Annotated in this window: 22 protein-coding genes; 2 read left to right on the forward strand and 20 right to left on the reverse strand. The window is 36.3% G+C overall.

The features are described from left to right. Positions 1-111 precede the first annotated feature (111 nt). From trmFO to BCR21_RS01410, 12 genes are all read right to left on the reverse strand, one after another. On the reverse strand, positions 112-1437 hold the full coding sequence (trmFO, locus tag BCR21_RS01355) for an FADH(2)-oxidizing methylenetetrahydrofolate--tRNA-(uracil(54)-C(5))-methyltransferase TrmFO (RefSeq protein ID WP_069644727.1): 1326 nt from the start codon (positions 1435-1437) through the stop codon (positions 112-114). 74 nt (positions 1438-1511) lie between these two features. Then, positions 1512-3590: a type I DNA topoisomerase gene (topA, locus tag BCR21_RS01360; RefSeq protein ID WP_069644728.1), complete on the reverse strand. Its 2079-nt coding sequence runs from the start codon at positions 3588-3590 to the stop codon at positions 1512-1514. Between the two features lie 119 nt (positions 3591-3709). Then, positions 3710-4591, reverse strand: a complete 882-nt coding sequence (gene dprA, locus BCR21_RS01365) for a DNA-processing protein DprA (protein WP_069644729.1) — start codon at positions 4589-4591, stop codon at positions 3710-3712. Positions 4592-4658: 67 nt separating this feature from the next. Further along, positions 4659-5426, reverse strand: a complete 768-nt coding sequence (locus tag BCR21_RS01370; protein WP_069644730.1) for a ribonuclease HII — start codon at positions 5424-5426, stop codon at positions 4659-4661. After that, positions 5416-6279, reverse strand: a complete 864-nt coding sequence (ylqF, locus tag BCR21_RS01375) for a ribosome biogenesis GTPase YlqF (protein ID WP_069644731.1) — start codon at positions 6277-6279, stop codon at positions 5416-5418. The genes BCR21_RS01370 and ylqF overlap by 11 nt, the downstream gene beginning before the upstream one ends. 8 nt (positions 6280-6287) lie before the next feature. Then, positions 6288-6842 (reverse strand): signal peptidase I, encoded by a 555-nt coding sequence (gene lepB, locus BCR21_RS01380; RefSeq protein WP_069644732.1) that lies wholly within the window; start codon positions 6840-6842, stop codon positions 6288-6290. A gap of 162 nt (positions 6843-7004) precedes the next feature. Next, on the reverse strand, positions 7005-8450 hold the full coding sequence (locus BCR21_RS01385; protein WP_069644733.1) for a S41 family peptidase: 1446 nt from the start codon (positions 8448-8450) through the stop codon (positions 7005-7007). A 94-nt stretch (positions 8451-8544) separates the two neighbouring features. Further along, positions 8545-8763, reverse strand: a complete 219-nt coding sequence (locus tag BCR21_RS01390; protein ID WP_010761347.1) for a YozE family protein — start codon at positions 8761-8763, stop codon at positions 8545-8547. Positions 8764-8767: 4 nt separating this feature from the next. After that, positions 8768-9277: a peptide-methionine (S)-S-oxide reductase MsrA gene (msrA, locus tag BCR21_RS01395; RefSeq protein WP_084013188.1), complete on the reverse strand. Its 510-nt coding sequence runs from the start codon at positions 9275-9277 to the stop codon at positions 8768-8770. Then, entirely contained in the window at positions 9274-9972 is a 699-nt protein-coding gene (locus BCR21_RS01400) for a YpmS family protein (protein WP_139125568.1), read from the reverse strand. Before BCR21_RS01400 ends, msrA begins: the two co-directional genes overlap by 4 nt. A gap of 5 nt (positions 9973-9977) precedes the next feature. Continuing rightward, a complete protein-coding gene (locus tag BCR21_RS01405) occupies positions 9978-10874 on the reverse strand; it encodes an SGNH/GDSL hydrolase family protein (RefSeq protein WP_069644734.1) in 897 nt (298 codons plus the stop codon). 172 nt (positions 10875-11046) lie between these two features. Then, complete coding sequence (locus tag BCR21_RS01410) at positions 11047-11889, reverse strand: DegV family protein (RefSeq protein ID WP_069644735.1); 843 nt, start codon at positions 11887-11889, stop codon at positions 11047-11049. Positions 11890-12019: 130 nt separating this feature from the next. On the opposite strand from BCR21_RS01410, the gene trhA reads away from it, so the two are divergent. Beyond that, positions 12020-12673, forward strand: coding sequence for a PAQR family membrane homeostasis protein TrhA (gene trhA, locus BCR21_RS01415; RefSeq protein ID WP_069644736.1), 654 nt, complete (start codon positions 12020-12022; stop codon positions 12671-12673). Between the two features lie 161 nt (positions 12674-12834). Continuing rightward, positions 12835-13035 carry a hypothetical protein gene (locus BCR21_RS01420; RefSeq protein WP_069644737.1) on the forward strand — a complete coding sequence of 67 codons (201 nt, stop codon included), beginning with the start codon at positions 12835-12837 and terminating at the stop codon, positions 13033-13035. Positions 13036-13115: 80 nt separating this feature from the next. Here BCR21_RS01420 and BCR21_RS01425 read toward each other — a convergent pair whose 3' ends face one another. The 8 genes from BCR21_RS01425 to BCR21_RS01460 all read right to left on the reverse strand — a co-directional run bounded on the left by BCR21_RS01425 (position 13116) and on the right by BCR21_RS01460 (position 21094). Beyond that, the gene (locus BCR21_RS01425) at positions 13116-13628 is read right to left on the reverse strand and encodes an adenine phosphoribosyltransferase (protein ID WP_069644738.1); all 513 of its coding nucleotides are present in this window, start codon (positions 13626-13628) and stop codon (positions 13116-13118) included. Positions 13629-13631: 3 nt separating this feature from the next. Next, positions 13632-15944 (reverse strand): single-stranded-DNA-specific exonuclease RecJ, encoded by a 2313-nt coding sequence (gene recJ / locus BCR21_RS01430; RefSeq protein ID WP_069644739.1) that lies wholly within the window; start codon positions 15942-15944, stop codon positions 13632-13634. Positions 15945-16067: 123 nt separating this feature from the next. After that, positions 16068-16508 (reverse strand): LapA family protein, encoded by a 441-nt coding sequence (locus BCR21_RS01435; protein ID WP_069644740.1) that lies wholly within the window; start codon positions 16506-16508, stop codon positions 16068-16070. Between the two features lie 117 nt (positions 16509-16625). Continuing rightward, positions 16626-17426 (reverse strand): SDR family NAD(P)-dependent oxidoreductase, encoded by an 801-nt coding sequence (locus BCR21_RS01440; protein WP_069644741.1) that lies wholly within the window; start codon positions 17424-17426, stop codon positions 16626-16628. Positions 17427-17438: 12 nt separating this feature from the next. Continuing rightward, positions 17439-18368 carry a ribonuclease Z gene (gene rnz / locus BCR21_RS01445; protein WP_069644742.1) on the reverse strand — a complete coding sequence of 310 codons (930 nt, stop codon included), beginning with the start codon at positions 18366-18368 and terminating at the stop codon, positions 17439-17441. Positions 18369-18436: 68 nt separating this feature from the next. Further along, positions 18437-19732, reverse strand: coding sequence for a sensor histidine kinase (locus BCR21_RS01450; protein WP_069644743.1), 1296 nt, complete (start codon positions 19730-19732; stop codon positions 18437-18439). Further along, positions 19729-20418: a response regulator transcription factor gene (locus BCR21_RS01455; protein ID WP_069644744.1), complete on the reverse strand. Its 690-nt coding sequence runs from the start codon at positions 20416-20418 to the stop codon at positions 19729-19731. Before BCR21_RS01455 ends, BCR21_RS01450 begins: the two co-directional genes overlap by 4 nt. Positions 20419-20521: 103 nt before the next feature. After that, positions 20522-21094 carry a DUF1269 domain-containing protein gene (locus tag BCR21_RS01460; protein WP_069644745.1) on the reverse strand — a complete coding sequence of 191 codons (573 nt, stop codon included), beginning with the start codon at positions 21092-21094 and terminating at the stop codon, positions 20522-20524. Positions 21095-21157 lie beyond the last annotated feature (63 nt).

Genomic DNA, 21157 nt, shown 5'->3' on the forward strand with positions numbered 1-21157 from the left:
TATTTGCCTTTAAATGCTCATAAATTATAAGCATAATTTAATCTATTGTTCGCTTGTCATGGACAAATCAAAAGACCAAAACAAAAATTTCGATTTGTTTTGGTCTTTTGATTATTTAGTTTGTTCTACAAGATTTAGATTTTCTGTTACTTGTGCCAATGTCGTCAAAGCTCTGTCTGCAATTGCTTCATAGCGTTCTTTTTTATCTCGAATTCTTTCTGGCAATTCAGGGAATAAGCCGAAGTTAGCGTTCATTGGTTGGAAATGTTTGCCTTCTGCATGTGTAATGTAATAGGCCATACTTCCTAAAGTTGTTTCTCTCGGGAAAACTACAGGTTCTTCTCCTTTAGCCAAACGTGCTGCATTCATACCTGCTAGTAAACCGCTAGCTGCACTTTCTACATATCCTTCGACCCCAGTTATTTGACCAGCAAAGAATAAGTTCTCTCTTTTTTGAGATTGATATGTTGGTTTTAATAGCTCTGGCGAGTTCATAAAGCTATTACGGTGCATAACGCCATAACGGACAAACTCAGCATTTTCTAAACCAGGAATCATTTGGAAAACACGCTTTTGTTCGCCCCATTTTAGATGCGTTTGAAAACCTACAAGGTTATATAATGAAGCAGCTGCGTTGTCTTGACGTAATTGAATAACGGCATATGGACGTTTCCCGGTCTTTGGATCCTCTAATCCAACTGGTTTTAAAGGACCAAATAACATCGTTTTGATACCACGTTTGGCCATTACTTCAATTGGCATACAGCCTTCAAAGAATTTCTCTTTTTCAAACGATTTTAAAGGCGCAACTTCTGCAGAAATTAACGCTTCATAAAATGCTTTAAACTCTTCTTCTGTCATTGGACAATTTAAGTAGGCTGCTTCGCCTTTATTGTAGCGAGATTTCAAGTAAACTTTGTCCATATCGATCGTTGCTTTGTCAACGATTGGTGCTGCTGCATCATAGAAGTAAAAACCATCTGATCCGTTAAACTCTTTGATCTGTTCTGCTAATGATTCTGACGTTAACGGCCCTGTTGCAATTATCACGATTCCATCTGGAATTGCTGTGATTTCTTCATTTTTCACTGTGATCAATGGATGATCTTTGATTTTGTCAGTAACTTCTTGTGAAAACGTGTCACGATCAACTGCTAATGCTCCACCTGCTGGCACAGCAGTTTTGTCTGCGCTAGTGATGATGATTGAATCCAAACGGCGCATTTCTTCTTTTAACACGCCAACAGCGTTGGTCAAGTTGTTTCCTCTTAGTGAATTGGAACATACTAATTCAGCAAAATTTTCAGTTTGGTGTGCTGGAGTATTTTTTACTGGACGCATTTCATAAAGTGTTACTGGGACACCTGCCTGAGCAACTTGCCAAGCGGCTTCACTGCCGGCTAAACCTGCGCCGATAACTGTTACAGAAGTAGTCATATATTTCCTCTTTTCTTCAAAAAACCAACGGGATCTTCCGCTGGTTTTTAAATTTCTTATTTTGTGGATATTATTTATTTTTGAATATTTTCTTCATAATCACCATTGATACAGACGACTTGTTTTCCACCTTTGACTTTTTTCTCAACAAGATATTGACCACATTTTGGACACGGACGTCCAATTGGTTTATCCCAAGAAGTAAAGTCACAGTCTGGATAGCGGCTACAACCATAGAATAATCGGTTTTTCTTAGATTTACGTTCAATAACTTGCCCTTCATTACACACTGGACAAGTAACACCGATTTCTTTGACGATTGCTTTAGTATTGCGACATTCCGGGAAGTTGCTACAAGCATAAAACTTACCATAGCGTCCTAGCTTAATCACCATTGGATGTCCACAAAGATCACAATCGAAGCCTGCAGGCTCATCTTTGATTTGGATTTTTTCGATTTTTTCTTCTGCATTTGTCAGCTCTTTTTCAAATGGTCGGTAGAAACGGTCAACGACCTCAACCCATTTTTCCTTACCAACGCCGATCTTATCTAGATCACCTTCCATTGAAGCTGTAAAATGAACATCAACAATTTGCGGGAAGAATTCAACAATCAATGAATTGACGATTTCACCCAATTCAGTTGGTTCAAAACGTTTATTTGTTAATTTAACATAATAACGTCTTTGGATCGTTTCTAAAGTTGGCGCGTAGGTTGATGGACGTCCTACACCATTTTCTTCTAAAGCTCGAATCAAGGTTGCTTCACTAAATCTTGCTGGTGGTTGTGTGAAATGCTGTTTTGGTTCGATATCCAAAGCATTCACTTTGTCACCTTCGGCTAAATCCGGCAAAATATTTTCTTTATCTTCTTTGCCATCATCGCGACCTTCAACATAAACTTGCATGAAACCTTTGAATTTGACTTTAGCTCCATTAGCAACGAAAATTACACCATTTTGTTCTAACGTTACTTTCATTGTATCCAAAACAGCAGGTGTCATTTGACTAGCAACCAAACGTGACCAAATCAATGTATACAGTTTTAATTGATCTTTATCTAAGTATTGTTTGATTTCATTTGGAGCACGCATTACGCTAGAGGGACGGATCGCCTCATGGGCATCTTGAGCTCCTTGAGCATTTTTGACTTTGCGTCCACCATGAGCAGAAAATTCACTACCATACGTTTTTTCAATGTATTCCGCTACTTCTGCTTTAGCTGAATCTGCTATTCTAGTAGAATCTGTACGCATATAGGTGATCAACCCCACTGTACCTTGTTTACCTAAAGCAATTCCCTCATACAATTGTTGCGCAACCATCATGGTTTTTCGTGTTCTGAAATTTAACTTTCTTGCAGCTTCTTGTTGTAAGCTACTGGTTGTAAAAGGTAATGCTGGATTACGTTTGCGTTCTTTTTTCTCAACTTTTGTTACATCGTATTCTTTACCTTTGATTCGGGTCGTAACTTCTTTTACTGCCTCAGCATTTGGTAATTTTTTCTTTTTACCATCTAGACCCCAGAAATTAGCCTTGAATTTTTTCTTTGCTTTCTGAAAATTACCATCAATACTCCAATATTCTTCGGGAATAAATTTACGGATATCATTCTCACGGTCAATGATAATTTTAAGTGCTACCGATTGTACTCGACCAGCACTCAAGCCTTTTTTGACTTTACGCCAAAGGATCGGGCTCAGTGAATAACCAACTAGACGGTCTAAAATACGACGTGCTTGTTGTGCATCAACCAAGTCTAAATTAATTGTTCGTGGTTCTTTAAATGCGGCTTTTACCGCTTCTTTCGTAATTTCATTAAATACAACGCGATTTTTATCATTCAAATCCAAGCCAAGAAGGAAAGACAAATGCCAAGCAATGGCCTCTCCTTCTCGGTCCGGATCGGCTGCGAGATAAACTTTTTCAGCTTTTTTAGCAGCCGATTTTAAGCTTTTAATGACATCACCTTTACCTCGGATAGAGATATAATGCGGTTCATAATTATTTTCAGTATCAACACCCATTTTACTTTTGGGTAAATCTCGAATATGCCCAACACTGGCAACAACCTTATAGTTTTTTCCTAAATATTTTTCAATCGTTTTGGCTTTAGCTGGTGATTCCACAATAACTAGATATTTATACGCCATTCAACGTGTGGCTCCTTTCGTTTTTGTGTTTCTTCTATTATATATATCAAAATGTAGAGAACTCACAAATCGTACTTCATCATATCTATTCATCGCAGGTTTGTCAAGGATTGATACAGTTAAATCGAAAAAAGTTGAATTTCTTCTAGAATATCTTGTGGACAAATTGTACATTTGGCTCCTTCTTGAATGAGACCGTGACAGCCATCAGATTGAGACTCAAATAAATTACCTGGTACTGCAAAAACTTCACGACCATACTCTAATGCAGCTTGAGCTGTAATCAAAGAACCACTTTTTTTTCTTGCCTCAATCACGCAAGTACCTAGACTCATTCCAGCAATAATTCTGTTTCTCATTGGAAAATGATATTTTCTAGGTCCCGTACCGTTAGTATATTCACTGATGACTAGCTGTTCATCCATCATCTTGCGCTGAATATGCGCGGTTTCTTTTGGATAACAAATATCAAGTCCTGTCCCAATGACACCAATCGTATTTCCACCATGTTGCATTGCGACTTGATGACTAACGCTATCGATTCCTTTAGCCAATCCGCTAACAATGATTAAATCATTGCTGATCATTTCAGGAATCAGTTGTCGCACAACATTAATACCATAAACAGAAGCACCCCTTGCGCCAATAAAAGACAGACAATTTTTTTCTAAAAGCTCGATATTTCCCTTATAAAACAGCAACACAGGACAATTATAAATTTGCTTTAAGTAATAAGGATAAATTGGATCTAATATCGTAATAAAGGTGTGTTGATCTTGGTATTCTTTTAATTTTTCTAGGTCGTTTGTCCAATGATCCCATGATTCAGAAAATAATTTTTGATACGTCGTAATTCCAGCGATTTGAATAATTTCTTCTTTCGAAAAGTCTGTACTATTATTATATTTCATTGAAAAGTCTAAAACTTTTAATATTCCTAAATTGCCAATACCGTTACAAACTGCTAATTTAAAAAGTAGATCTCGTTGCTTTTCTTCCATAAAAAAACCTTCCTTCACAAATACTTGTTATAATAAGTATTCGCAAAAAAAGGTATTTTCTATTTTTTTAACACATATCTTTGATTGGAGCAAACGTTTTTCTGTGAATTGTACAAATTCCTTGTTGATCCAAGCCTAGCAAATGTTCTTTTGTACCATACCCAGCATTATTTTCAAATCCATATCCCGGATACATTTTAGCATAGTCTTCCATCAAACGATCACGAATAACTTTAGCAACAATACTTGCTGCAGCAATCGATATCGAACGAGCATCGCCCTTAATAATACTTTCTTGAGGAATTCTAACATCTAGCTTCATTGCATCGATCAACAAATAATCTGGAATAAAGCAAAGATCTTCTAACGCTATCCCCATAGCTAGTTTTGAGGCTTGATAAATATTGATTTCATCGATTTTGTTGTGATCCACCATACCGATTCCGATTGAAATCGCTTGATTTTGAATTTCACCATACAGTTCATCTCTTTTTTTCGCAGATAGCTTTTTAGAATCATTTACCCCAAGAAGTTGAAAATTTTCTGGAAGAATGACAGCTGCCGCAACAACGGGTCCTGCTAACGGTCCACGCCCTACTTCATCGATTCCTACAATCAAACGATGTCCTTTAGCTCGTGCGTTATTTTCAAATTGCTGCATTTCTTCAAACAACGCTAATTCCTTTTCATGACGCTGAATCCTTCTATCCCATTGTGCTAGAGCTTGTTGAACACCGCTACGTTCGTCCGTTTGCCACAACTGGACTCTTTCATCATCTCTTTTATCAATAGTGGCTAAGGTTGCTTTAATTTGCTGAATTGATTCAGTTTTCATCTTTTGTAGCTCCTAATTCTTCCCAACGATCTAAAGTGTACGGTCCCAATTTACTGCTGCGGATTTCTTGAATGATCATTTCACTGGCTCGATCATAATCGTCACGAAATCCACGCTTTTGACTGATTAGCATCAAAAGTTCAGCTCCTGGTAAAAAACTTTCCTCTTGTGTTAGCTTGTAGCGTTCAACCAAACGCTCCGGATAAAAACGTGAAAAAAATGTTAATCCATATATCGCTAAATCATCTAGATGAAGTAATTGATCTTTAATTGCTCCAGTTAATGCTAACTTTTTACCGATTTCTTGATCTTCAAATTTAGGCCATAAGATTCCTGGTGTATCCAATAGCTCTAAATCAGTCCCAGAACGAAGCCATTGCTGACCTTTCGTTACGCCAGGTTTATTCCCTGTTTGTGCGATTTTTTTTCCGACTAAACGATTCATCAGAGTTGACTTACCGACATTTGGAATCCCAATGCACATCGCACGGATGGCCCGTGGTTTCAATCCTTTTGAACGTTCACGATCAAGTTTTTCTTTTAATGCTTTTTTTGCTTCAGGAACGATTTTGTTAACGCCTTTATTTTGTTGTGCATTAATAATCAACGTGTGATAGCCTTTTTCCTGAAAATAATGCTGCCACTTCTGGTTTTGCTCTTTATCAGCTAAATCACCTTTATTAAGCAAAATCAAACGAGGTTTTTGTTGAACTAGTTGATCCATCATTGGATTTCGGGATGAAAGAGGTAGTCTTGCATCGATCAATTCAAAAACAATATCAACATATTTAATTTTTTCTGATACTTCTCTTCTGGCCTTGGCCATGTGTCCTGGAAACCATTGTATTGTCATTTTATCACCTATCTTGGTATGAATTTCATATGTGTTATTGGGTAGTATACAAACTGAGCTTTTCCTAAAAAATATTTACTTTCAACAGCCCCAAAAGATCGACTATCTTTTGACATTCGTCGATTATCCCCCAATACAAAATAACTATCTTTGGGTAAAACATCTTCTGTCGTAAGATCACTCAAATTAAAATTAGTCGTGTAAGGTGCTGTCTCGTGATCTTTTTTTATATTTTTTTCTAAGAACGGTTCTTCAATGGGCTTTTCATTTATATAAAGCTGATCATTCTCATACCGAACAGCCTCTCCAGGTAGTCCAATCACACGTTTAATATAAATTGTTCCATTCGGTAATTTGAAAACTACTACATCAAAACGCTTGATCGAAGAAAACTTTTCCATCACAATCATATCACCTTGACTAAGAGTTTTCTCCATCGAATTTCCATCTACAGGTACTGGAATCAAAATAAAGCCTCTTAGTATAAATAACAGTACTAAGGAAGGAATCAGTAATTTCATGAAAAAAATAAAATAGCCAATATAAGTTTTTCGTTTTTCCACCAATTTTCTCTCCCTTTTTCTTACTGATTCTATTATAAAGGAAAAACACTAGAAAAAGCGACTATTTTAAAGGAAAAATTAAACCAAATCTTAGTAAAACGTGAAATTGGTGGGAAAAGGCCATTTTTTTTACCTATAGCCATTTTTCCACACCAGATTCATTTAGTCTTTTTTATTTTCGTTTTGAATTTCTTTTATACCAGCTTCATAGGCTTGATCATTATCTTTGATTTTTTTCCCAATCTCAACTTCGATCTGCGCAGCCGTTTCATTGTCTACTTCACCTGTAACGGGAAGGTTATTGTCCGATTGTATCGCACTAACAGCCGCTTTTGTTTGCTCTGTAAAATCACTAGTATCAGCATTAACGTCATAACCAAGTGCTTTTAATAAAGCATTGACATTTTTGACAACGGGTGAAGAATCTCCAGTTTTTAAAGTTTTATCTCTAGAAATCGGTGACAAATAAGCAAAGTCAGGATAGTCAGCTTTAATGTTTGGCTCTAACCCTTTTTTGTGAATCCATTCGCCTTTTGGTGTTAACCATTTTAGGACAGTTAATTTAATTTCACTCTTATCGTTCAAATTTTTAACGGTTTGAACTGTTCCTTTACCAAAGGTCTTGGTTCCGATGATTTTTTTATTGCCAGATTCTTTTAAAGCTGCCGCGAAAATTTCAGAAGCACTAGCACTGCCTTCATCAACTAAAACAACCGTTGGCTCGGTTACTTTAAAGCCGCCATCTAAATCACTAGAAGCAACATCTTCACTTGTATTACCGTTTTTGTCCTCAAACTTAACGATTGTTTTACCATCTTCAAGGAACATGCTTGCCATTTTTTCGACTTGATCAAGTAAGCCGCCAGGATTTTGGCGCACATCGATCACAAAAGATTTAGCGCCATCTTTTCTTAAAGATTTGATTGTATCTTGTAATTCCTTATAGGTATTTTCGCCAAAAGAAGTGATTTTGATAGAACCGATTGAAGGGTCTTTTTTATCTAATTCACCTTTAACTGTCTCAATCGGAATCGTATCTCGTATTAGTTTCAATTCAAAAGTTTCTTCGCCTCGTTTAATCGTTAAACGAACTTCGGTTCCTTTTTTTCCACGGATTTTACTGACAACTTGAGAAAGCGTTTTTCCTTTTGTTTCTTCGTCGTCAACTTTTAAAACCGTATCATTGGCTTTGATTCCAGCTTTTGCTGCAGGAGAACCTTCGATCGGCGCCTGCGCTACAGTTGGAAGCTCGTCAGTCATTGTCATTGTTGCACCAATTCCTTCAAAACTCCCTGCAAGACTTTGATCTAATTCGTCTGCTTCTGGCTCATTTAAATAACTTGAATACGGATCATCTAAGGCTTCTGTCATACCTTTTAGTGCTCCATCAATTAATTTTTTTTCATCAACTTTTCCTACATAATTATTGACGATTTCATTATATAGATTATCAACCTTTTTCAACTCACTATTTTGAGCTGGACTACTAGCTAATTGTTTTTTGTATTGGTAGTCAAAATAAATATAGCTGCCGCCACCTGCCAAAAAAGCAACACAAGCAATCGAAATAATGTATTGATGAAAAGGTATTTGTCTTTTATTTTTCATATAGTCATCTCTTTCTGTAAAATTATCATTGCATGTTTTCCAGTTTACCATGAAAAAAAAAGAAGGAAAAGCTTTCTTTGCCTTTCCTTCTTTTTTATTTATTGTTTTCTACATATTTTTCCCATAAGTCATCAAAAATGTGCATATTTGTTAAGTAATCAGCATTCATTTCTAAATAACTCGACAATTCATGATAATCTTCAGATTGTTTAGGAAACTGAATATCTTTGGCAGCATCATTTGCGAATTGGCTCTCTTCTGTTTTCCTAGGGGCTCTTAGTGTCATTAAATAGTGATAAAAGCTTCTTCTCATATAGTCACCAATTCTTTTCTATAAAATTTGCTCGATTTGTATGTGCATCTTCGTAGCGCTCAGGGTCTTTTTGATAAAAGTCTTGGTGATAGTCTTCTGCTGGATAAAAAACTGCAGCAGGTTCGATCGTTGTCACGATAGGCTCATTAAAGCGGCCACTTTCTTGCAACGCTTGACGACTTTTTTCGGCAATTTTTTTCTGTTCCTCACTTGTATAGAAGATCACTGGGCGATAATTATCACCCCGGTCTTCAAACTGACCTAACGCATCAGTTGGATCTGTCTGTTGCCAGTAAATTTCAACTAATTTCTCGTAAGGCATTATTGCTGGATCAAATTGAATCTCAACGGCTTCAGTGTGACCTGTCGTATGACTTAACACTTGTTCATACGTAGGGTCAGCAACATGTCCACCTGTGTAGCCAGAAGTGACTGAGTGGATACCAGGCTGCGTATCAAAGGGTTGGATCATACACCAAAAACAGCCGCCGGCAAAAATTGCTTTTTCGCTCAATTTGACTCCTCCTTTTTGTCTGTCGTTGTGTCATTACTATCTTTTGGCAAGTAAATATTCATACGAATATCATCGTCCACTAAATTGATTTTTTCTGCTCGTATAAACAACCCGTTTTGCATTCTAAACTGATCTAAACGTAGTAAAACAGTGCTATCATCTGGATTTACTTCTACCCAGTTCGGTAATTTGTAATCTCTTTGGACAAATTTTAGGATTTCTTTCATTGGTAAGCCCAAGGTTCCAATAGATAAGCTTTTTGCTTTTAATTGTACATTGCCATTATCCATTACATAAGGATCAAAATAAAGATAAAACTGAATCGGATGTCCAAGGACTTTAAAAGTACCATTTAACATCGCTTCGTTTTCTAGATAGAATTTATAGGTGATGTCTGATCCTTTTTGGAAATCGCTAAGATAAAAATCGATCAATGCATTAATTTGTTTTTTCTTTGATTGTACCGCTATGACAGGTGTTCCGTCTTTTTCCACTAATTCTGGAACAGGTTTATAGTTTGGTTCACGAACTTGAGTGACTCTTACAAATACAAATGCCACACTTCCGATAATTAGTGCAATCAAAACAATGAAAGCTACTTTCCAATGATTGATTGTTTTTTTTGCTTCAGGAGCTTTTTTTCTGCGTTTATTTGTTTTCTTCACTTCTTTTTTTTCTTCAGGTTCATTGATCATTTGTATCACTCACTTCCTTTTTTTAGCCATTTATCTTGCGTTTTTACCATTTCGTCCCGAACGGTGCTTGCCATGATTTGATACCCTAAATTATTGGGATGAAAGTGGTCTTCTTCATACAACGCATTGTTTTTGATATCTTGCTCACTACTTGATGCTGTGCCAGAAGCTATATCTTCACTGCTGACGATCCCTACTTCATCTCCTGCTCCCTTATAAAGCAAGTCATTGATCGGAATAAAATAGGCATTTTTTTCTGCTTTAACAATGTCTTCAGTTCCGTCATTCCAACTATCTACTATCTCCTGCATTTCTGTAATATCAGGAAAATAAAGATAAAATGGATTGTAAATTCCTAGAACATAGATGGGTGCATCTACATTATATTTGCGGATTTCTGCAAGTAGTTTTTCTACTTCTTTTTGATAATTTTTCAGTGGTTTCTCAAATGAATTTTTAGTTAAACGAAATACGTCTCCCTTAATCACCTTCATTAAGTCATTCCCGCCGACCGTCAACGTAATGATATCTGCTGAAGCTAAGCCCTCTTGAATCTCTTTATTTTTTTTGATTCGCTTAAGAATTTGATCACTACGATCACCATTTTTACCAAAGTTATCAGTTTGGACACCATTTAAATGGTACTCCTCCTGCAAATCCTTAGCTACTAAAGGAACGAATCCACCTGAATTCGTTAAATCACCAATTCCTTCTGTCAACGAATCTCCAATTGCGGTGTAGTGAATCACCTCTTTTGTTTCACTTTTCGCTATTTGCGTTGTCCCAGAGCCTAAAATCGGTTTAGCTTTAGGAACAGCCACCATCAATAGTAAAAAAACGCCAATGATTGTGACGAAAAAGAGGGCAAAGCTTGACCAATTTTTTTTGAAAAATAATTTCATTGTATCCCTTCCTTTGCTGTAAATCACGAAGAACTCAATAATTCATTGATCTACAGTATTTGGCTTTTTTATTTCTAATAAAGTAAATTATCTCTATTTTAAGTCCATTTGTACAGTAAAATTTATAAAATTTTTTATTAAAAAAAGCAGATCAGTTTGATCTGCTCAAAACTCAGTCTGTATAGTACATGATAGCAAAAGCACCTTTACCCGTATGCGTTGCGATTACAGGGTTTGTATGCAATACAGGAATTTCCATATCAGGGAATAGTGCTTGTAGACCTTCTTTAAATCCATTCGCTAACTCTAATCCATCTGCATAAGAAATACCGATTTGGCGAACATTTGACAAAGTGCTTAATTCATTTTTTAGTTCATCAAACCATTTATTGAATGTTTTCATTCCTCGACCTTTAGCAACTGGAATCAGTTCTGTATGGTCGAAATCCATGACTACTTTCATATTAAAAATACTGGATAAAAGTCCAGTTGCTCGGCTGATCCGGCCACCTTTAACTAGATTGTCTAGTGTAGATATTCCAATAAATAGCTTCGTATTCTCTTTGACATGATTGATTTCAGCTAAAATTTCAGGAACACTTGCACCATTTTTAGCAAGTTTGGCTGCTTGAATCACTTGAAAGGATAAGCCTTGGTCAGTAAAATCACTATCGATTACAGTAACATTAGCAGAACTTAGATTTCCAGCTTGTCTAGCTGCTTCTACCGTACCACTCAAGCCTTTTGTCATATGAATCGAAATTACTTCACTGCCATCAGCACCTAAGCGGTCATATAGTTCCACAAATTCACCGATTGGCGGTTGGCTCGTCTTAGGTAATGCTTTTGCTGTACTCATCAATTCCATAAATTGTTCGCCTTCTAAATGATCGTCATCAGCGTACACTACGCCGTCGATCATCACAGATAAAGGCATCATTTGAATATCCAAATCATCGCGTACACTTTTCAGCATTGTGCAAGAAGAATCAGTCACAATTTTAACATTTGTCATAATTTTATCACTCTTTCTTTAAAAACAACCTCAATTCGTGGTAAAATACTTTTGAGGCTTAAATGTCTGTTTTTATTATAACAGACAAAGAATTATTTTTCACCAAATTAAAATGAAGGAAGTTGATTTCTTGGAAAAAGTAAAATTCTCCAAAAAATATATGATTTTAAATGAGGTTCTTAATGCAGTGACTCACGGGATTGGGGCTGGATTAAGTATTGCAGGATTAGTGATTCTACTCGTTAAAGGTGCGCGACTTGGTTCAGCTGTTCATGTTGTTTCCTATGCTATTTACGGTTCAACTCTAGTTCTCTTATTTTTAGCTTCGACCTTATTTCACAGTTTGATTTTCACTAGAGCAAAAAAAGTTTTCCAAGTTTTTGATCATAGTTCAATTTTCTTATTGATTGCTGGAAGTTATACTCCATTTTGTTTACTAAGTATCAAAGGCTGGCTTGGCTGGTTATTGTTCGTGCTTATCTGGGTGATGGCAATCAGCGGTGTTGTATATAAATCTTTGACACTACATAAACAAGAAACAGTTAAAAACGTTTCTACTATCATATATATTATTATGGGTTGGCTTTGTATTACTGCTGCAAAACCATTATACGACTCTTTAGGTCCTATAGGTATTGCATTATTAGTTGCAGGAGGCGTTTCCTATACATTAGGTGCTGCGTTTTATAGCTTGAAAAGTGTTCGCTTTATGCATGTGGTTTGGCACTTGTTCGTCATGTTGGGAGCTGGCTTCATGTTCTTTTCAATTTTACTTTATACTTAAAATATTATAAAACCCTTATATATAAAGGTTTTAAGGTACTTTTTTTTTGATTGATCAAAAAGAAGTACCTTTTTTTATATTTATCTCTTTACAAACCGAACAAACATTCGTATAATAACTATACAAACGTTTGTTCGATAAAAATTATGAGGTGATTAAGAATGAAAGCAGTTCGTCGTGGCGGGTTATTATTTGTTGTATTGATTATTGGTATTTTCTTAGGAACATTAGGGTTACAGTCCGCATTACTTATTGTTAGCCCTCTATTTATTATATGGTTCATGCTGTGGGATGAGAAAAGATATTCCCATACAAAAAAGAAAAATGAACATCAACATTATGTATATCGCAAATATCCATAAATCAAAATAGAAATAATTTTTCCGCAAAACAAATAAAAAAAGATCTTTACCCTGGATAAAATCCTGAGTAAAGATCTTTTTTAATATTCCATCAATGTAACGATTTCATATCCAGTAATTTTGTCGCGTCCATGTAAGTCCATCAATTCAATCAGAAATGCACAGCCTACAACAATTCCACCAAGGGATTCAATCAATTCGATAGTAGCCTTGATTGTACCACCTGTTGCTAATAGATCATCACAAATCAATACTCGTTGCCCTGGAATGATCGCATCTTTATGAAGCGTTAATGTATCTGTACCGTATTCTAAATCATAGGTTACTTCGATTGTTTCACGAGGTAACTTCCCTTTTTTACGGACAGGAGCAAAACCAACACCTAACTCATATGCCACAGGACATCCTACGATAAAGCCGCGTGCTTCAGGACCTACGACCATATCGATTCTTTTTTCTTTTGCGTAATCAACGATTTGTTTTGTTGCTTCACGATACGCTTCACCATTTGCCATCAACGGTGAGATATCTCTAAAAATAACGCCTTTTTCTGGATAATCTGGAATACTAGCAATATAATCTTTTAAATCCATTTTTTATACTTCCTCCTCTTGCCACAGCCATTTTTGTAATGTCTCACGATCGCTGTATAGCAAAAACTCTTCTGTTTTGATTCTTTTTAAGCGAGTTTGATAGACCTTACTTTCCGTTAATGGATGATTTTCAGGACTCTCAACTTTTCTTAAAACACCGTTTTCTATTGTAACAAATCCTAGATCAAAAAACACCTGAATCATAAAAATTAATAGCTTTTCTTGTATTTTTAAATGTTGAGCTACAACATTTAGCTTATAACGAACATCTACTTGTTCTTGTTGTCTCACAAATTTGTATAGTTGCGCATATTGTTCTCTTGTTCCTGTTCCATTTAAATAGGCCTCTTCTTGAGATATTCCCATCATGTAAACACGCTCGATTTTTCCAGCTTGTGTGATTTGTTTTAATAAATCAATATCATCAGGACAGTCGACAAAAACAAGTTGCTGGCTATTCGTTGCTTCGATCGTTGCTACGGCTTCAGCAACTGTGGTAAACAAATGCTGATGACTGGTTTGATCATCAATCAATTTTTGGCTATCTGCACTAAAATAAATATATAGCGTATTTGCTGAAGGTATTTCCTTTTGACGAGCATTTTTTCCTCGCAAATCGAATAATTGAACACCATCTACTGAAAAATCACTGACCATCAGTTGCGGTTTTTTATTTCCATTCCATTCATTGATCGACAATTGTCCTGCGATATTCGTTGTTCCTTGCCCAAATTCATCTACTTGATTGCCCATTTGAAAGGCAATCGCATCTAATTTAGTGCCACCTTGACTTATTTGAAATTTCAGATGACTTTTATCTGCTCCGATTTGACGGCTTTGCTCAACTGAGACATCTTCAAATAAGAAATTAGGTACAGGATTATCTGTTCCTAACGGTGCAAGAATTTTTAATTGCTGAATAAATGGAATCGTTGCTTCTTCAACTTTTAATGACTCATCGATCAACAGCTCTTGTCCTTGAGACAAGTCGATTTGGTTTATTTCTAGATAATGGATTAGATGTTGTTTTACTTTAGCGATATTGGCCACGGGCAATGTCATACCGGCAGCCATGTGATGACCTCCAAAGTGAGTAAACTCCTCACGAATTTCACTTAATGCATCAAACAAATTTAACGCTGAGACGCTACGGCCGGATCCTTTAGCTGATTCGTTTTTTTCATCGATTGTAAGGACGATCGTCGGTTTCCCAGTATCTTGCATGATTCTTCCGGCAACAATCCCAAGAACGCCTTCGTGCCAGCCTTGTTTTGCAACGATATGAATTGGATCAGTTGGATCAATAAGTTCAAAAGCTTCTTTAGTGATGTTCGCAACGATTTCTTTGCGTTCATCGTTTTGACTGTTGATATATGTTGCGATTCGCTCTGCTTCTTCTTCATCAAATGTTGTCATTAATTCTACACCAGGAGTCGCATCTCCTAATCTACCTAATGCATTCAATCGAGGTGCTATCGTAAAGCCGATATTTTCTTCACTAATAGCCTCTTTTTTAAGTTCAGCTAGATGGATCATGATATCTAAGCCGATTCTTTCACCAGTTTGAATCATTTCCAGTCCCATTTTGACAAGCACTCTATTTTCATCTGTCAGTGAAACTAAATCGGCAATTGTACCAATTGCAACTAAATCAAGAAATTCAGCAGGTAGTTCTCCTAGTAAAGCTGTTGCAACTTTAAAAGCAACCCCTACCCCAGCTAATTCTCCAAAAGGATAGTGCCCTTGTGGATGCTTTGGATGAATGATTGAAAACGCGTTTGGTAATTCCGGTGGTAGTTCATGGTGATCTGTTACAATAACATCAATACCTTGTTCTGTTGCATAATTGATAGCTTCATGCCCTGCTACACCATTATCCACCGTGATGATCAATTGGACGCCATTTTCGATTTGTTCTTTAAACACAGCTAGATTTGGTCCATAACCTTGAATAAATCGGTTAGGCAAGAAGTACTCTACTTCTCCGCCAATCAGTTCGATTGCTTCTTTCATAACTGTGGTACTTGTAATACCGTCTGCATCATAATCTCCGTAAACCAAGATTTTTTCACCTTGGGATACAGCATTTTGAATCCTTGTGACAGTTTTTTCCATATCATGCATTAAAAAAGGATCATAAAGATTTTCAACGGTAGGACGTAAAAATGTTTCCAACGCCTCTTTGGACTGAATGCCACGATGCCATAAAATTTGGCCTAGTAAAGGATTGATCTGTTCATTTGTTAGTATAGTTGAAAATTCTTCTGGCAATTCTGTTTTTTCCCGTAATTGCCATGTATATTTTGCTTTTTTCACGACGTCACTCCTAACCAAGTAATTATATCAAATACGATGGGAAAACTAAAGAAAGTATCCTAAAAATCAACAAATTAAAAAGCAAAGATAAACTGTTTCTGCTTTATCTTTGCTTTTTCAGCTTTATATTTCTTCTTCACTACTTCTTGGTTTTGTAAAATGATCGACACGACTGCCGACAGGCTCTGTATCGGCAACTGGTGAGATAGGTGCTTGAGCTGCTGCTGCATCGTATTTTGCTTGTAATTCAGCTAACTGATTCTCATATGATCGTTTTACTTTTTCGATTTCTTCTTGCGCTAATTTATCTGCATCGTTTTTATAAACGTCGATATCCTTTTGTAATTCCTTCAATTGTTTTTTCTGTTTCCACATCGTTGTTGTTGACGTTAAAAGACCAATCAATGCACCAACGATTGCCGATCCCAGAATAATAAGGATCAATGGACCAGAGATTTTCGCAAAACCAAAGCTAACAGGGACTGTTTGATTGTTTAACACTGCAAAAATGACAACGATTAGTACTAAAACAAGACCGATAACGACACGCCACTGATTTTTCATGTTTTATTTCCTCCTGATTATAAAAATGTAGTAGGCTCGTTCAGTCTCAACAGAAAAATAGAAAATTATGACTGAGGTGCTTTTTTTCCGATAGACTAGCCCGCACAATTAAATAAATTATTTTTTGTTCAATATACCGCCAGCTAATAGATCTCCTAAATGTGGGAATAACGTATATAATCGATATGCACCTTCCATCATCCGTGGACGATTTATCTCTCGTTTACAAGTTCCCATGGCATTTACAATTTCTTTCGCTAACTTATTAGGCTCCAGAACAAACAAATCTACAGAGGCTAAGTAGTCACCTGACGGATCAGCTTTATCAAAAAACTCTGTTTGAATAGGTCCTGGATTGACCGTTGTAACAGAAATACCTAAGGGTTTTAATTCTAAACGCAACGCATTAGAAAAACCTAAAACTGCAAATTTTGTTGCAGAATAAACAGTTGATTTTGCTGTGGCCATTTTTCCAGCCATAGATGCGATATTAATGATATGTCCAGTCCCTCTTTCGGCCATCTGGATCGCAGCTTTTTGAGTGAAGACCATCATACCTAAAACGTTCACTTCAAACATATTTCTAGCAACAGCTAAATCAATATCTACGAAATTTTCAAAAATACCAAAACCAGCATTATTGACCAACACATCGATTGGCCCAACTTCTGCTTCGATTTTTTCAAAAACAGTCTCTACATTTTCTGGATCTGAAATATCTAATTGGAAAGAAAATGCTGTTTTTCCGCTTAGTTCTTCACACGTTTCCTTTACTTTGCCGATCAGATTGATTCTTCTAGCACAAACAACTACGATTGCCCCTTTTTTTGCGGCTTCATAACAAATTTGTTCGCCTAAACCTGCTGATCCACCAGTTACTACAACTACTTTATCCGTCAAATCTTGTCCTTTATACATCCTAACTCCTCCTTACTCAGCTTTAAATGGAATCTCCACAATTTCCATATCTTTCACGATTTTTGTGTTAGGAAAAATCTCTTTGGCTTCATTTTCTAATTGGATAATATCGCCAGTTAAATAACGAGCACTGATATGTGTCAATATTAGTTTTTCCACTTGGGCTTTCAACGCAACTTGTGCTGCCTGATGACTTGTGGAATGATAATAAGCTTTAGCCATTTTTTCTTCCTCTTTGTTGAATGTACTCTCGTGCACTAAGATATCCGCATTTTCTGCTAACGATACACTATTTGGTGTCTTTCTCGTATCACCAAGAATCGTAACAATTCTGCCTTCTTTTTTTTCACCTACAAAGTCTTTTCCGTTGATTATGCGTCCATCTGGTAATTCTACAGATTCTCCACGCTTGATTTTGCCGTAAATTGGACCTGAGGGAATATTTAAAGCAGCTAATTTATCGACTTGTAATTCGCCTTCATGATCGGCTTCTACAATGCGATAACCAAAGCTCACAATACCATGATCTAATAGCTTACACGTCACGGTGAATTGCTTATCGGAAAATACAACGCCTTCTTTGATTTCAATAAACGTTAAATCATATGAAAGACGCGTCTGCGAAACTTTTAGCGCTGTCCTTACGAAATCCGCAATACCAGCTGGTCCGTAAATTTCTAATTTCTCATTTCCACCTTGGAACGAGCGACTGCTTAATAAACCAGGCAAGCCAAAAATGTGATCGCCATGCAAATGGGTAATAAAAATTTTTTCGATTTTTCTGGGACGAATATTACTTTTTAAAATTTGTAGTTGTGTCCCTTCGCCGCAATCAAATAACCACACTGCATTTCTTTCGTCTAATAATTTTAGAGCAATACTACTTACGTTACGATGTTTTGCTGGAACTCCAGCTCCTGTACCTAAAAATTGTAATTCCATGGTCTACCTAACTTTCCTTAAACTTCTTCTTTATTTTAGAAGAAAGTTGCCGCTTTAGCAAATAATATTTATTTTACAGGAAAACGCAAAATAACAGTGGTTCCTTTTGGCGTGGTATCCGTTAGTTTGATTTCCCCTTGATGTTCATCCACGATCCATTTAGCAATAGCAAGACCAATGCCGTAACCGCCCGTTTTACGATTACGAGATTCTTCTCCACGATAGAAACGTTCAAAGACTGCTGCTTTTTTCTCCTCATCGATACCGATACCTGTATCACTGATTTTAATTAACCATTCATTATTTTTAACACTTGAAAAAACAGTTATTTTCTCGCCAGGTGCGGTATATTTCAGTGCATTATCCAATAAAATGATCATTAATTGGTGAATTCTTTTTTTATCGAAAAATAGTTGCTGATCTTCACCTAAATCGATGACAAATTCTTTTTCTTCAGCTAAAGCTAATTCTTGATAAGGTAAAAGAACTGTATTCAAAAAGGTATTGATTTTAACAGCTTCTTTTTCTAAGGTCAGAGAATTGGAATCTGAACGAGCCAGTAAGAGTAAATCGCTTGTCAATTGGCTTAAACGCTGAACTTCGTCTAGTGAAAGAGCGATCGTTTCGGATTCTTCTAAAATCGTATGGTTTGGTTTAGTAAATAACTTTTCTAGCTTGGCTTGAATGATTGTTAGTGGTGTTCTTAACTCATGAGAAGCATTTTCAACAAATTCTTGTTGTTTTTCCCAAGAAATCAAGATAGGTTTCATAAACCACTTAGAAAGAAAATAACTTAGAGCAATCGATAATAAACCAAAAATAATCATACAGATGATCAGTATTTGCTTAAACCGTTCCACGGTTCCTTTGATTGGATCGGTATTTACTAGCAGTTGGATGTAAGCGACTTGATCTTGATTTTCAATAGGTAGAGTGATCGAGCGGAATTGCAACGAACGATCATTGCTGTCTTTAGTTTGGATACTACTGATTTTACGTAAATTATCAGTTGATAATTTTAAATTTTGAAAATCATAAAAACGAGATCCTAACTCGGCTTCATTCAGTATTTCACCGTCTTTCGACCAAAGAATCACTTGCTGTTGAAAATTATTGGGTGGTGGCGTATCAAATTTACCTAATTGAGGGGAATTCCCCTGTGATCGTTCAGTCTGTATCAGTTGATGTTGTAAAAATTTTTGATCCTCCGCAAGTCGTTGTAAATCATGGTCCACTGTTTGGTAAATGGAGGTTTGTACTAGCTGAAAAACGATCAAACCCAAGATCAGAAAAATACTTGCAAATGAAATTAAGTTTATCAAGAAATAATTAAATCTTTGTTTTTTGCTTAGTTGTTTATTCATGCTCCATCCCCTTCAGGCACTTCAAAAAGATAGCCAACATTACGCAGGGTTTTGATCCAGCGATCAATTCCAAAGGGTTTTAAATTCTTTCTAAGGTTGCTCATATAAACCTCGACCACGGTTAACGTCGTGTCTGATTGAAATCCCCAAATTCGATCGAACAATTGATCTTTGGTGATGATTCGTCCCTGATTTTGCATTAGATAATGTAATAAGTCGAATTCTTTGCCTTGAAGTGTGAGTTCATTTCCTTTAAAACTAGCTTGTCGATTATCAAGATCCAAACACAACTCATTAACAACTAACTCATTTTTACCATTCATCCCTAATGAGCGACGTGCTAGAGCTTGGACACGTAGTAATAATTCTTCTCGATGGAATGGTTTCGTTAGATAATCATCGCCCCCATTTTTAAAGCCATTCACTTTATCTTGTAACGCATCTTTGGCGGTTAAAATCAAAACTGGCGTATAGATATTTTTCTTTCTTAAAGCTGTTAAGACTTGCTCACCAGACATTGAAGGCAACATCAAATCTAGCACGATCAGATCATAAATCCCTCGTTCGCCCTCATATAACGCCTCTGCTCCATCATAAACTTGAACGATTTCACCGATTTCAGATAAAATTTCTAAAATACTGTCTGATAGGATTTCGTCATCTTCTACTAATAGTATTTTCAGCATTTGTTTTCACATCCTTATAATCAAAAAAAGAAGACGAGGAGAAATAATTTCTTTGTCACGTCTTCTAGCTTATTTATTTATTCATTTTACCATTAATTATCGATTAATTTTCGTTTTTTTCATTTGAATCTTGTTTTTTATCTTGCCAAGATTTTTTTGCTGAATCTGTTGTTTCCTTTTCTACATCTTTGGCATCTGTTATTTCTTTTTCCACATCTTCAAAGTCTAAACGAGTGATTTCCCCACCTAATTCGTTCATGATCAATTGGTTTAATGGGCGATTGTCGTCTTCTTCAGCAATCAAGATCAAGCCCGTTTCCCCATCACCGATTTGCTTCGTTACATGTTCAAAGACTGTTTGGGCACCTTGGATTTCTTTGGCATCTTGAGAAGCTCCGAATATGCTTCCTGCAAACCAGCCCAGTAGAATGCCTAAAGGACCACCTAGTATACCGATCAGCATCCCGATCATACTATTCTTTGCTGTATGATTATTGCCTGTAAAATCAAGGAAATCATCAATTTTAAACTGATGAACCCCATCGTTTACATGGGTTACCACTGCCATTTGTTCGCCTTTTATTTTTTTCTCAGCATACAATTTTTTTATTTCTGAAAATGCTTGGTAAGCTTGGCTTTCTACTTCAAAATGCATAATAATAACTCGTTTGGACATACGACCACCTCGTTCTATTTGATATCCTTATTCTATCAATAAACTAGTCATTAAAGCAATGAA

Origin of the sequence: Enterococcus ureasiticus, assembly GCF_001730285.1 — a bacterium.
Classification (GTDB): domain Bacteria; phylum Bacillota; class Bacilli; order Lactobacillales; family Enterococcaceae; genus Enterococcus_L; species Enterococcus_L ureasiticus.

What these genes read in the sequence shown, in the direction of transcription:
- dprA (WP_069644729.1), bottom strand. Translation starts at nt 4,591, where the DNA reads ATGGAAGAAAAGCAACGAGATCTACTTTTTAAATTAGCAGTTTGTAAC.
- BCR21_RS01410 (WP_069644735.1), bottom strand. Translation starts at nt 11,889, where the DNA reads ATGACAAATGTTAAAATTGTGACTGATTCTTCTTGCACAATGCTGAAA.
- BCR21_RS01460 (WP_069644745.1), bottom strand. Translation starts at nt 21,094, where the DNA reads ATGTCCAAACGAGTTATTATTATGCATTTTGAAGTAGAAAGCCAAGCT.
- trmFO (WP_069644727.1), bottom strand. Translation starts at nt 1,437, where the DNA reads ATGACTACTTCTGTAACAGTTATCGGCGCAGGTTTAGCCGGCAGTGAA.
- BCR21_RS01455 (WP_069644744.1), bottom strand. Translation starts at nt 20,418, where the DNA reads ATGCTGAAAATACTATTAGTAGAAGATGACGAAATCCTATCAGACAGT.
- rnz (WP_069644742.1), bottom strand. Translation starts at nt 18,368, where the DNA reads ATGGAATTACAATTTTTAGGTACAGGAGCTGGAGTTCCAGCAAAACAT.
- BCR21_RS01435 (WP_069644740.1), bottom strand. Translation starts at nt 16,508, where the DNA reads ATGAAAAATCAGTGGCGTGTCGTTATCGGTCTTGTTTTAGTACTAATC.
- ylqF (WP_069644731.1), bottom strand. Translation starts at nt 6,279, where the DNA reads ATGACAATACAATGGTTTCCAGGACACATGGCCAAGGCCAGAAGAGAA.
- topA (WP_069644728.1), bottom strand. Translation starts at nt 3,590, where the DNA reads ATGGCGTATAAATATCTAGTTATTGTGGAATCACCAGCTAAAGCCAAA.
- BCR21_RS01425 (WP_069644738.1), bottom strand. Translation starts at nt 13,628, where the DNA reads ATGGATTTAAAAGATTATATTGCTAGTATTCCAGATTATCCAGAAAAA.
- BCR21_RS01450 (WP_069644743.1), bottom strand. Translation starts at nt 19,732, where the DNA reads ATGAATAAACAACTAAGCAAAAAACAAAGATTTAATTATTTCTTGATA.
- BCR21_RS01400 (WP_139125568.1), bottom strand. Translation starts at nt 9,972, where the DNA reads ATGATCAATGAACCTGAAGAAAAAAAAGAAGTGAAGAAAACAAATAAA.
- BCR21_RS01405 (WP_069644734.1), bottom strand. Translation starts at nt 10,874, where the DNA reads ATGAAATTATTTTTCAAAAAAAATTGGTCAAGCTTTGCCCTCTTTTTC.
- BCR21_RS01440 (WP_069644741.1), bottom strand. Translation starts at nt 17,426, where the DNA reads ATGTATAAAGGACAAGATTTGACGGATAAAGTAGTTGTAGTAACTGGT.
- BCR21_RS01385 (WP_069644733.1), bottom strand. Translation starts at nt 8,450, where the DNA reads ATGAAAAATAAAAGACAAATACCTTTTCATCAATACATTATTTCGATT.
- BCR21_RS01370 (WP_069644730.1), bottom strand. Translation starts at nt 5,426, where the DNA reads ATGAAAACTGAATCAATTCAGCAAATTAAAGCAACCTTAGCCACTATT.
- BCR21_RS01390 (WP_010761347.1), bottom strand. Translation starts at nt 8,763, where the DNA reads ATGAGAAGAAGCTTTTATCACTATTTAATGACACTAAGAGCCCCTAGG.
- BCR21_RS01420 (WP_069644737.1), top strand. Translation starts at nt 12,835, where the DNA reads ATGAAAGCAGTTCGTCGTGGCGGGTTATTATTTGTTGTATTGATTATT.